11 protein-coding genes are annotated in these 12,340 nt (G+C 46.8%); 4 read left to right on the top strand and 7 right to left on the bottom strand.

The window, feature by feature from the left end:
• Nucleotides 1-311 precede the first annotated feature (311 nt).
• Nucleotides 312-1,004, top strand: coding sequence for a YjjG family noncanonical pyrimidine nucleotidase (locus BP95_RS0111180; protein WP_021254102.1), 693 nt, complete (start codon nt 312-314; stop codon nt 1,002-1,004).
• 75 nt (nt 1,005-1,079) lie between these two features.
• Nucleotides 1,080-1,826 carry a Fic family protein gene (locus BP95_RS0111175; protein WP_021254103.1) on the top strand — a complete coding sequence of 249 codons (747 nt, stop codon included), beginning with the start codon at nt 1,080-1,082 and terminating at the stop codon, nt 1,824-1,826.
• A 93-nt stretch (nt 1,827-1,919) separates the two neighbouring features.
• Here BP95_RS0111175 and BP95_RS0111170 read toward each other — a convergent pair whose 3' ends face one another.
• From BP95_RS0111170 to BP95_RS30140, 5 genes are read right to left on the bottom strand one after another with little or no spacing between them, the layout of a single operon-like run.
• On the bottom strand, nt 1,920-2,840 hold the full coding sequence (locus BP95_RS0111170) for a transporter substrate-binding domain-containing protein (protein ID WP_021254104.1): 921 nt from the start codon (nt 2,838-2,840) through the stop codon (nt 1,920-1,922).
• Entirely contained in the window at nt 2,837-3,604 is a 768-nt protein-coding gene (locus tag BP95_RS0111165) for an amino acid ABC transporter ATP-binding protein (protein ID WP_021254105.1), read from the bottom strand. The genes BP95_RS0111170 and BP95_RS0111165 overlap by 4 nt, the downstream gene beginning before the upstream one ends.
• A gap of 35 nt (nt 3,605-3,639) precedes the next feature.
• A complete protein-coding gene (locus BP95_RS0111160; protein ID WP_021254106.1) occupies nt 3,640-4,296 on the bottom strand; it encodes an amino acid ABC transporter permease in 657 nt (218 codons plus the stop codon).
• Nucleotides 4,277-4,942: an amino acid ABC transporter permease gene (locus tag BP95_RS0111155; RefSeq protein WP_028532185.1), complete on the bottom strand. Its 666-nt coding sequence runs from the start codon at nt 4,940-4,942 to the stop codon at nt 4,277-4,279. The genes BP95_RS0111160 and BP95_RS0111155 overlap by 20 nt, the downstream gene beginning before the upstream one ends.
• Nucleotide 4,943: 1 nt before the next feature.
• Nucleotides 4,944-6,206: a threonine synthase gene (locus BP95_RS30140; RefSeq protein WP_036591202.1), complete on the bottom strand. Its 1,263-nt coding sequence runs from the start codon at nt 6,204-6,206 to the stop codon at nt 4,944-4,946.
• Between the two features lie 894 nt (nt 6,207-7,100).
• Here BP95_RS30140 and BP95_RS0111145 point away from each other — a divergent pair.
• Together BP95_RS0111145 and BP95_RS34525 are read left to right on the top strand one after the other, a co-directional pair.
• On the top strand, nt 7,101-9,092 hold the full coding sequence (locus tag BP95_RS0111145; protein WP_028532184.1) for a methyl-accepting chemotaxis protein: 1,992 nt from the start codon (nt 7,101-7,103) through the stop codon (nt 9,090-9,092).
• Nucleotides 9,093-9,328: 236 nt separating this feature from the next.
• Nucleotides 9,329-9,865: a tubby C-terminal domain-like protein gene (locus tag BP95_RS34525; protein ID WP_028532183.1), complete on the top strand. Its 537-nt coding sequence runs from the start codon at nt 9,329-9,331 to the stop codon at nt 9,863-9,865.
• Nucleotides 9,866-9,944: 79 nt separating this feature from the next.
• On the opposite strand, the gene BP95_RS0111135 is transcribed toward BP95_RS34525, so the two are convergent.
• Nucleotides 9,945-10,751, bottom strand: coding sequence for a WYL domain-containing protein (locus BP95_RS0111135; RefSeq protein ID WP_028532182.1), 807 nt, complete (start codon nt 10,749-10,751; stop codon nt 9,945-9,947).
• Nucleotides 10,738-12,048 carry a helix-turn-helix transcriptional regulator gene (locus BP95_RS0111130; RefSeq protein WP_028532181.1) on the bottom strand — a complete coding sequence of 437 codons (1,311 nt, stop codon included), beginning with the start codon at nt 12,046-12,048 and terminating at the stop codon, nt 10,738-10,740. Before BP95_RS0111130 ends, BP95_RS0111135 begins: the two co-directional genes overlap by 14 nt.
• Between the last annotated feature and the right edge of the window lie 292 nt (nt 12,049-12,340).

Below are 12,340 nucleotides of genomic sequence, written 5' to 3'. Positions count from 1 at the left end.
ACGTATTACGTTTGATACCAGTATAAGGTGCAGTCGGAAGCGGGAAAAGAACTTTTCTTACAGGGATTGTCATGGTGAGTTGTAGAAGTACGAAGGACGAGCAGCTAGGAAAAGTGCAGCCAGCAGGGCTGGATGAGAGCATTTAGGAGTGTAAGCCTATATCCAGTACAACAGATGCACGCACGTGAAAATAGAGGGAATATCACACAAGTCGTGCAGATGTAGAGCAGCTTGCAGTGTTGATGGATATGAAAATAAAATAGAAAATATAGCCTGTAGAGCAGGCTATAACATAGATAGGTGGAGATAAGATGCGCATATATCGAACATTATTATTTGACGTTGATGATACATTGCTTGATTTCAAGGCAGCGGAGAAGCTGGCGCTGCGTTTGTTGTTCGAAGGACAGCAGATCGAGCTGACAGAAGAAATGGAAGCCCATTATAAACAGATGAATCAGGGATTGTGGAGGGCGTATGAAGAGGGAAAGATCAATCGCGACGAGGTAGTGAACACTCGATTCTCTCTACTTTTGAAGGAGTATGGGCATGAAGTGGATGGCGTTCTGATGGAGCAAAAATATCGGGGCTATTTGGAACAGGGACATCAGCTCATTGACGGAGCTATGGAAGTAATTACGAAACTGCACGGCGTGTATGATTTGCATATTGTGACGAATGGCTTGTCTAAGACACAGGATCGAAGGCTACGTGATTCCGGTCTACATCCGATGTTTACTAGCATTTTCGTATCGGAGGATACAGGGTACCAGAAGCCGATGAAGGAATTTTTTGATTTTGTGTTCGCACGCATTCCTAGCTTTGACCCGCAGCAGGCATTGATTATCGGGGATTCGTTAAGCTCGGATATGAAGGGCGGACAGCTGGCAGGTCTGGATACCTGCTGGTTCAATCCCGAGGGGAAAGCGAATGAAACGGATATTATTCCAACCTATGAAATTTGTTCGCTTCAGGAGCTGTATCAGATATTAGGATTGAAGTGATGGTATTGGAATAAATGATTGTCTAGAAACGCAATAGACTTGATATAATACTAATAATAGAGAGGGAAAAGGTAGGTGATAGGTGTGGATCTTACTTTGATTGATGAGTTAAAGAATAGATTGGATTCGCTGCGACCACTACCTGCCGAAGTCGTTCGGAATTTAGAGGAAGTATATCGTGTTGAATGGACGTATAACTCGAATGCAATTGAAGGAAATACACTGACGCTGCTTGAAACGAAGCTTGTGCTCGAACAGGGGTTAACGATCGGTGGAAAAAAGCTTCGGGAGCATTTTGAAGTTATTAACCACGCTGAAGCGATTGCCTACATTCAAGAGCTCCTTCGCCAGGATCAGGAGCTAACTGAGTATGTGGTGAAATCAATTCATCATCTTGTTCTTAAAAATATTGCGGACGACGCAGGACGATATCGAATGGTCAATGTTCGTATATCAGGTTCACAGTATGTTCCGCCCCATTATACGGTTGTTCCTGAGAAGATGGAAGAGCTCATGAAATGGTACGAGAATCAACAAGGATTGATGCATCCAGTGATGCTGGCTGCGGAATTCCAATTTAGATTTGTATGTATTCATCCTTTCTCAGATGGAAACGGCCGAACTGCAAGACTCCTTATGAATCTAATTCTGATGAAGCACGGATATCCTCCTGCCATTGTGAAGGCGGCGGATGCTGTCAGAATGCGATATTATGAGACGTTGGAGGAAGCAAGCGTCCAAGGTCAATTGGAGCCTTTTATTCAATTGATTATGGAGTGTGTTGCAGATAGTCTCCAGGCATATTTATTCGCTGTGGAATAATAAAAAACGAGGCTGTCTTGCGGTCATGTTAATCATGACGGCAAGACAGCCTCGTTCTATGTTCGGGTGCTATTGTATTGTACGGCGCTTGTGTTACTTCCAGTGTCCTCCTTCCACGATAATATCGTCTGGAGAGACATCCGGGCCGAGTTCCTCTTTCACGTATTTATCGTACAACTGCAGCAGGAATTTCTCTTTTCCCAGCGCCTCCAGCTCTTGATTCACCCAATCGCGCAGCTCAGTATTGCCTTTCTTGACAGCTGGCGCGATCGGCGCCTCTTTCTCCAGCTTTTCTGGAATAAGGGCGAAGCCAGGGTTTTTTCGTGCCCAAGCGAGTAGGATGAAATTATCCTGTGCGTACCCGTCGCCGCGTCCATCCTTCAATGCTTGGAGGGATTCGGTGTTTTTCTCGAATTTGACCAGTTCAACGTCGGGGTATTTTTTGGTGAAGAAAATATCAGCTGTCGTTCCCTTCGTTACGATAACTTTCTTTCCTTTCAAATCAGCCAACGACTTAATGCCACTCTGATCGTTTACGAGTACTTGTGTAGTCACCTTCAAATTTGGATTTGTAAAATCAACAATTTCCTTGCGCTCATCGGTCACGGTCATGTTGGCTACAATCAGATCTACCTTGTCGCTTTGCAAATACGGGATACGACCTGCTGGCTCCACGACGACGAACTCAATTTTGCTCTCATCTCCAAGTAGATCCTTCGCGAAGCGTCTTGCTAAGTCATTATCGAAGCCAACCAACTCGCCTTTCTCATTTGTGAACCCGAATGGGGGCTTGTCGGAGAATACACCTACGAGAATTTTGCCGCGTTCTTTAATTTTGCTAAGGGCACCGGTATCGGCATTCGATGATTTATCGCTCTCTTGTTGCGTTGCTGTGGTAGGTTGTTCTTTCGCTCCACTGCCTGCATCGCTTCCATTGCTGCTTGAACTGCATGCGGACAATAACCCGACCATGAGCAGTACCATTAATAATGTGAACCCCAATTTGTTCTTCATCCAATTTCTCTCCTTTTCCATGTTTCAATGTCCAAAAATTTATCCAAAAAGCGACGGGCTCGTTCGGTTCTGGGATCTGCAAAGAAAGCATCCGGCGCTCCTGTCTCGCATATTCGGCCTTCATCCATAAACACAATCCGGTCGGCTACAGCACGGGCGAACCCCATCTCATGGGTCACGATAACCATCGTCATGCCTTGTTCCGCCAAGGCAAGCATGACTTCCAGCACCTCGCGCACCATCTCGGGATCAAGTGCAGCCGTCACCTCGTCGAAGAGGATGACCTCGGGATTCATGCATAGTGCCCGCACGATCGCGATTCGCTGCTGCTGGCCGCCCGACAACTGACGAGGATAGGCATCCTTCTTGTCTAGCAATCCGACGCGCTCCAGGAGCTTCTCGGCCTGGGCGATCACTTCTGTACGGGTACGCCGCTGGGCCTTGATTGGTCCGAGGAGGATATTATCGAGTACCGTCAGATGGGGGAATAGGTGATAGCTTTGAAACACCATTCCAATCTGTTGGCGAATGTGCTGCCAGCGCGTTGCTGGATTGGTCAATTCTTGACCGTGGAATCGAATGCTGCCGCTCTGCGTTGTCTCGAGTCCATTCAGGCACCGAAGCAGCGTGCTCTTGCCGCAGCCGCTTGGCCCGAGTATAACGGTCACTTCTCCTTGAGCAATTTGCAGGTTGATGTCCCGCAGCACCCAATGCTTGCCGAACGACTTGCCGACATTGGATAGCTCAAGCAATGCGTCGGGCATGAATGGTTCCTCCTTTCTATTCAATCAGTGAGGTATTAGGATAGCAGCTTGTGCTCCAGCCTTCTTGATAAGGCAGATAACGGATAGCACAGTATGAAATAGAGCATGAATAATGCACCGTAAATAAGGACGGCTTCTCCTGTGCGCTCTATAATTTGCTGCCCCGTCTTGATCACATCGGTGACGCCGATAAGAACAGTCAGTGATGTCGTCTTGATGATGCGTGTGTACACATTAATCGTAGGCGGGATCATGCGTCGCAGCGCTAGTGGAAGCAGAATGTATGCGTACAATTGCAGGGTACTGAGTCCAATCGCCATGCCAGCTTCTCGTTGACCTTGCGGCAATGAGATAAGGGCACCTCGTGCAACCTCGCCAACTTCAGTGATCCCCCAAAGTGACAACACCAGTACTGCACATACAGAGCTTGGAACATTCAGACCGAAGAAGATTGGAAGACCGAAGAAGAAAAAGAACAGCCATACCAAAATCGGGATAGAGCGGAACAATTCTAGATAAGTACGGGTAATCAACCGCAGCCACGGACTAGAAGAGGTGCGCAGGGCACCGAATAGAAGGCCGCCAATCGTGCTTAGCGCGATGCTCCAGATGGCGATAAGCCCTGTCTGATACAACCCCTTGGCAAGCTGGGGAAGCGATACGACAAGCAAATCAAGTCCCGAACTGGCCATGCTGGAACCTCCTTTCCAGCCAAGAAAGCACAAAGGATAATGGCAGGAACAACAGCAAGTACAGGGCCGTCATCATGAGCAGCATTTCATAGGTTTTGTAGTATAGTGCAATGTAGTTCGTAGCCGTGTACAAAATTTCCGGCACGGCTACTGCAGATACAACCGTCGTCTCTTTCAGTAGAAAAATAAAGTTGGCAAATAAGGACGGCGTAGCAATTCGCAGCGCTTGAGGTAGGACGATATCGCGAAACAACTGCCAGCGAGACAGCCCAAGTGCCAATCCTGACTCCAACTGAGACTTGGGGACGGCTTCGATTCCAGCGCGGAACACTTCAGTCAAATAACCGCCGCCGAGAAACGTCATCGCCAGTAAGGCTGTGGTGTAGCTGGACATGCGAATTCCGATACTCGGCAGTGCAAAGTACAGGAAGAACAATTGAATCAACAAGGGTGTATTGCGAGCTACCTCGATGTAGGCACGTACAATGGCAGTTAATATCGGTACTCGGAAATACAAGAGAATCGAGTTGAACACGGCAACGAGCAGAGAAGCAGCGATGGCGGCTCCAGCAATTCCGATCGTGACTAGGGCTGCGTGCAAGAAGTCGGGCACATGCTCCAGCATGAAGGAGGTATCGAGTGTCATGTTAGCCGGTTTCCTCCCGTGAGGTGGACTGCCTGCTGGAGATAGTGCCTCTTCGGTTCAAGTAATCATCAGGTTCCAAGACAGGGATGCTGGTCTGGACGACATGCGGGTATTTCAAGCCGAGCCCGGTATTGATCGCAACGACGGTGTCGCTGTCCTGGATCCAGCCGCTATCACGCAATCGGCGTGCGGCGACGAATGTAGATGCGCCTTCCGGGCAGATGAAGGCTCCTTCAAGCTCAGCAATAAGGCGCTGCTCGCCCAACAGTGCGCGATCATCCACCGCAATTGCACAGCCCTCGGTTCGATAGATGGCATCCAATATTAGAAAGTCTCCTAGTGCCTTCGGTACATTGATGCCGAACGCAAGGGTAGAAGCATTCGGCCAAGGTATCGACTCGGATTGCTTGTTCTTCCATGCCTCGACGATGGGGGCACATCCCGCAGATTGGACAGCGACGAACCGAGGGAGCTTGCCTTGAACCCAGCCTAGTGCCAGCAACTCTGTCAATGCCTTATAAATGCCGATGAGGCCGACACCGCCTCCTGTTGGATACAGGATGACATCGGGCAGCTTCCAGCCTAGTTGCTCGGCAATTTCGAAGCCAATCGTCTTCTTGCCCTCGATCCGGTAAGGCTCTTTAAGAGTAGAGGCATCATACAGGCTGTCATCGTCGCTGATTGCTTGAGAGACAATTTTGCCAGCATCACTAATTAAGCCATTGACCAGATGGAGTCGAGCTCCTGCAATTGTACATTCACTGCGTGTTATAGCAGGGGCATCTACAGGCATGACGACTGTGGAACGTATGCCCGCGCGAGCCGCATAAAGTGCCCAGGCTGCACCTGCATTGCCATTCGTCGGCAATGCTAATTCCTCAACGCCGAGCTCCTTGGCCCTGGATACACCAACAGCCGCGCCGCGGGCTTTGAAAGAGCCGGTCGGCAGAAGCCCATCATCCTTCATATACAACTGGGGAATACCAATTCGGTGTCCAAGCTTGGGCAGGGGGAGGAGAGGGGTAAAACCTTCTCCTAAAGAAATCACATTCTGCTCCAGCTCGATAGGGAGCAGTTCATGATAGCGCCACAGGCTTGGTTCTCTTGCAGCCAGTTCGGAGCGTTGGACGGTTTCCCTCAGTTCATCCAACCGATAGGCTACAAGTAATGGGGAACCGCAAGCACATAGATGCGCCTGCTTGTGCGGGGAATAACTTGTTCTGCATTTCGGGCAATGCAAATGAGAGATATAACTGAATGGCACGGTACGCTCCCCTTTCTGCACATGCAGTGATGGTATTAGGAGCCTCCGTCGGTACGGTCAGCGGAATATTGAACGATTTGACTTACATCCAAAATATGTAACGCGATAAAATAATAATAAAGTTGAGTAATCCAATTTGTCAACTAAGAAATTGAAACTCGCACTCTAGTACATGGAATTTTACCGCTTAGACGCGGTTCAAATTGGAGCAGCAAAGGCATTTTTACAATACATCACTGGTCAAGAATGGGCAGCGTGATATGCCAAGACGTATCCATATACACTTCTCGCGAGATATGAAGGGCGTAATCAAAGCCTTAAGCGAGGTAGAACTTTAGAACTATTTTATTCATTAAAGTCAAATACGACTGCCAATAAGCCGATGAATCAGGTGAGTGAAGAAATGTGGCGGCATTGCAAGCCATTCAGGAGCAAGGGAAGGCGAGCCTTTTTAAGGCTGGCTCTTGAGAAGAGTCAATGTGAATGTAATTTCAAAATATAAGAAACAAGACTGCCATCTATCCCAACTAAATTAGGGGGGTGGCTTTTGTTCTTGTGTTATAAATTATCGGAGTTTCTGGAATTAATAAAAAATTAGTAGAATTTCATGAAGTGCTTATAGTTTAAATGAAACGAACCGAAATATTAATATACAGGAATAATTCTCGATACTATTAAAGCTGGGAGATCCGTATCTACATCTAATAAATACGCCGTAAAATTATCAATAATTTTGTATAATTCTGCATAATCGTTCGGAATTATATCACTTTATACATATTAAACATGTGCTAAAATTTCCACGTTAAAGACGTTATAACGTCTAATCTGGGGTTTTTATTCAGATCCCAGTATGAGTTTTGTAACGTTTACAATTCATAGGGGGTCGACATCATGTTTAAAAAGTTACAGAACAAGCTTATGTTAATTTTTGCAGTATTGCTGGTTTCCTCCTTGGTCATTCTGCAATTGACAACTAACTTGCAGATGACTAATAGCTTTAAAGAAGAGTTGGATGAGATAGGAAGCGAAGAAGCGGAGGCCTTATTGCAGGTTACGGATTTGCGTCTAAATAATTATGCAAATGATATTTTGCATTTTAGTGAAAATCCAGAAATCAAAGACATTGTAAAAAACAGAGACAAGCTAACTCCTAACATGATTCAAGTTATGAAATCTTATACAAAAATCAATCCTGAAATATCTGCTATTTATATGGGGAATTCATCGAAGCAGATGTTTGATCCCGAAGCTAATGTATTCAAAAAAGATTATGATCCTCGCATTCGCCCATGGTATAAATTGGCTAATGATGACAAGGATAAAGTGAAATTCACCCCTCCGTACAAGGATAGTGTCAGTCAGAAAATGAAAATAGCGATCTCTAAGGCCATTGTGGAAAACAACAAGGTTCTTGGGGTTATATCGCTTGATGTGAACCTGGATCAATTGACAAAGCAAATCAGTGAAACGAATGTAGGATATAATGGGTTTGGATTTATTTTGGATGCAGAAGGAAACTCGGTAGTGCTGCCGGATACAGAAGATGCAGCCGGGAAAAATCAACGGGAAAGACCATATGTCGACAAAATTTACACTACAAATGAAAGTGCAGGGAAAGTTAATTACACGGATAAAGGCGAACCGGAAGTTCTATATTATACGACGTCCGGTCTTACAGGATGGAAAATCGGTGCTGTCTATCAAGAAGACGAACTGTTAAAGCTCACGAACCATATTAAATATATGAACATCATCATAACCTTGTGCGCCATCGTCGTTTCAAATGTTATTGTCTACTTTGTCGCCCGCTTCTTTACGAAGCCGATCGTTCAATTGACGAAGCAGGTGCAGCTAATGGCTGATGGAGACTTGACCGTGGAAGGGAAGGTAAGTTCGAAGGACGAGATTGGCCAATTAACAGGCCACTTTAATCATATGGTACAAAGCGTGCGGGAGGTCTTATCCCGCGTGATTGGTTCCTCTGAACAGCTCACGGAGTCGGCCGAAAATCTGAGTGCCGTATCGGAAGAAACAAAAGCGGCAAGCGAAGAAATTGCCCACGCCATGTCGGATGTCGCGCAAGGTTCGGCCGAAAGCGCAACAAATCTGGATCATATGCAGGAGGTCACAAGCAAGCTGGACTCGCAGTTTAGATCGGTGGAAGAAACGATGTCTTCCATGCAGGCGAAGTCAAACCAGACACAACAGGCAAGCATCGATGGAAGAGAGACGTTGGCTGTGCTGCAAGTGCGTTCCGATGAATCGTTCCGTGAAATTCAATCGATCGAACAAGTATTGAACCTGCTCGTAACCAAAATCAACGACATTCAGGCTGTGGCCGAAATGATCAAAGCGATATCAGCTCAAACCAATCTGCTTGCTTTAAATGCGTCGATCGAAGCGGCAAGAGCGGGAGAGGCTGGCAAGGGATTTTCAGTCGTCGCCACAGAAGTGCGTAAACTTGCAGAACAATCCGCTAGTTCGACTGAGCAAATTAGCAGCACCATTCAGGGCATTATAGAAGAGGCTGCGAATGCCACCCGGGCGATGAGCCGGACCAAGGAAATCACCTCGGAACAAAATGAGGCTGTGCAGTCGACAGAGATTGCATTTACAAGCATTCAAAGCTTGATGCAGCAAGTGATCGAGGCGATTATGGAAATGTCGGACAAAATACAGACGGCGTCCGAGCTGAAAGAAAACGTGGTTCAGTCCATTGTAAATCTGTCCGCGATCTCGGAGGAATCCGCAGCCGCCGCGGAAGAAGTCAGCGCTTCGACGCAGGATCAGTTGAAAGCAATTGATACGGTCTCGCAGTCGGCGGAAGATTTAAGCCGATCCAGCAGCGAGTTGGAATTGCTAGTGAAGAAATTTAAAATATAAGCTATCATTGTGATGTTACGCGGCGGTATGCTGGGATCTTCTATGAACCCAGCATACCGCCGTTTTTATTTGAGCAGTCTTAAGCATAAAGTTGGTTGAAAGGGTATGGTTGGAAAAACACGAGATAGAATGGTTGGCTTCGTATTGACAAGGTCATTCATACTGGGGGATAGTAAATAAAAGGAATTATTTTCTTGGTGTTGAATGTTGATTATTACCTTCAAAGTGGTGATCCAATGCCCCGTTATCAATATGTATCCCCTATCTATCGCAAAAGCAGAAAAAAATTCGCGTTAACAGATGCGAACGGGAATCGAGTGGGGGATATTCAAAGACACTATAACAGTACGCTCCATTATGTTGTTGATAATGTTTTTAGCGATTATTTAGTCAATGTTGAAGTCTTTAATAACGAAGGGAGGTCAATGAGCAAGGCTATTGAAATTTGGTCGCTCAAGACAATGATTAGGTCGGAATGGAACGTGGATTCTAAACATGTCGGAAGATTTGTGCTGAAAGATAAAACGAGGGTCAAACCAAATCCTAGTATGGAGTTCGTGATTGATAATAAGGTTTACTTATTAAAAAAGGACTTCATGGATCGAACCACTAAGTTAACATGCTTATCTGAATCTGACAGAGACATAGCTTTGATTACTTACAATAAGGTTATACCTCCTCGGACGATTAGGATCGAGCTTTTAGACGATGAAGTGGACGTTTATACTTTGGCGTGTATCTACTATTTATTTTCGTTGAGAGATTATACGTGACAGCCCTGAAAGCTTATTTATACAAACGAACACCTTCTGGTGTAGGATTGGCGAGAGCCCACCCCACACCATCTTAGGTCTATACACTGTTTTCTTCATACCTCGCCAGTGCCATGGCAGCCGTCTCGCGCATGCGCTTCTGCAGGTATGCGCTATCCTGTACACGGACGCGCTTGCCGAGGAAGCGTATCTTGGACAAGAGGAACTCATGCTCATTCCACGGCAGTCGGATTCGAATCTGGTAGCTGCGCTGTTCCTCATCGTACATCACCTCCGTCTCGAAGCAGGAGAAGGCATACAAGATGCGCGACAGCTCGCGGTTATATTCACGGATGACCTCAATCACAACCTCAGATTTGCGACGATCGCGCAAGCGGGCAAGCTTCGCTAGAATGTACTCCGCTTCCGCAGGCGGGATCAATTCTGCCGTCAATGATGTAATATTGCGCAGCTTGGTGTTCATGAGACCACGGTGCTGACGATGGTACCAGAGCAGGTACCATTCTCGCTTAATAATGGAATACTCTAATTTATATGGAAAGCCCTCATGCTCCTCGTTGACACGACCGCCCTTGATTGCGTAGCTGATGCGTATTCCTGTTCCGGAAGAGATGTACCTGCGGAGCGGCCGCAGCATCGGATGATAGACATGCTTTTCCTTGCTCTTGGCCTTCTCAATAAGATTATGGGAGGTATCCATGAGCATCTCTGAGGACAGGATTCCATTTAATTTGGTTATCGTATCTTCGGAGAAGGCCTCGTTCGCTGCAGGATGCGCAAGCATTGTCTTCAACCATGCCCGTTCATGGGAGGTAACCACGAATGTACCCGCATCATCGAGACGGGATAGGATTTGATAGCCAAAGATTTTCTCAAATGGGTTCATAGTATGCAGCAATCTCCTTCCATTCCTCTATCAGCTCGCGGCGTAGATGTCTGGGCTCAAGCACTTCGCAGCTCGATCCGAAGCTGCGCAGCCAAGGCTTAATCTCCGTAATTCCATTTACCGTAATTTCGTATAGGAAGGATTGATCATCTTCCTCAACAATTTCCCCCCACTGCCCTTGCAGCAGTACCCGCTGCTTAATGAAGTCCGGTTCTCCTGGGCGAGGACTAAAGAAGCGGGCACGCACCTTCACGGGCCGTCCGGTATCGATAAGCCAGCTGTACTGAAGCTTCTCCATGAGCGCCGCTGTCTTCATCTGAAATACTTCCTCGGATACATCCTCCACTTCTTCAATATGGGTCATGCCCTCCATGCGGAACTTGCGGATACCCTCTCTATCGCTGCTCAGCATATACCATCTTCCATATTGATGGTCATATACGATATTTAAGGGCAGAGCCTTATGCCAAGTTCCTTCGCCTTCCCTCTCGAAGCGCGGATTCGTCTGCTGCGCGGCATAGCTCTTCTCTGCCTTGGGCGTGAAGTATTGGAATTGCACTCTGCATCGCTTGTTGATCGCACCTAATAAGGTAAACAGATGGGCCTCATCCAATATGCGAAAATGATAGTGATATTTATATAAAAAGGTATCGGTAAGATATTGCCCCTCATGATCAAGCAGCAATTGCTTCTTCAAGCTGTCCCGCAGCAAATAGCCATGGACAGAAGGCACCTGCGTGTTCGCCATTACATCCACGAAATCGTATAAATCAAGCAGCTCCTCATCCGATAGTTGCTGTATAAGCTCATCGTTCAAGCGGTAGCGATATGGACGGGATGCATTCGCTTTGCGTATGACGCCAACCGACTCCAAATATTTCAGGTCGCTTCGAATTGTCTTCTCATCAGGCAGCGACAGCTCTTCCGGCGTTCTGCCGCAGCATTCATCCATAAGCTCCATAGCAGTCATAGATTGCTCCTGCAGCGCCTCCAAAATAATCGATATCCGAACCGATTCAGATTCCTTCAGCGACTTGGCTCGAAACAAGAACAATAGGGCAGGATCGGATGAATCGTCATTACGTTGATGAACAGCTTCTGCCAGTTCCATTTCTGAGGCATGCTTAGATTGTACCTCTGAGGCAGCGGCAACTTCTTTCAAGCGTCGAGCCGTTTTGTCCAATGTATGTACGGAAATGCCCAGCCGATCTGCAAGCTGCTGTCTATTGAACGCCCCTCTCATCAGCATGAGCGTGCGCAAATACTGAATCTCCTTATCGAAACTCTCCTTAGCCATGTCGAATCTCCTTCCTTCTCCCAAGTAACCCATGCTGTTTTCTTTTATTGTATCAGGTAAACATTTGCGGGAGCACGAAATAATCTCGGTAGGTCGTAATACTTTCGCCATGTTCGCAAAACCGGAAATAAGAGATGATGAGTGCACAAAGCAATGCGCATCGGTTCAACGGTTAGGGAATGGCTTAAATGCTGGAACGCCTGAGCACCACGCGTAGAAGGATGGAAATCAATCGAAGCAGTGAGTACAACGAAACGAGCAGCTTGCAAAGGGATAGCTTTGATAGGGAAGG

The organism is Paenibacillus sp. UNC217MF (assembly GCF_000686865.1).
Classification (GTDB): Bacteria; Bacillota; Bacilli; order Paenibacillales; family Paenibacillaceae; genus Paenibacillus_B; species Paenibacillus_B suaedae.
Note: the sequence above shows the minus strand (reverse complement) of the source record. Positions and strands in the feature narration are given on the sequence as shown.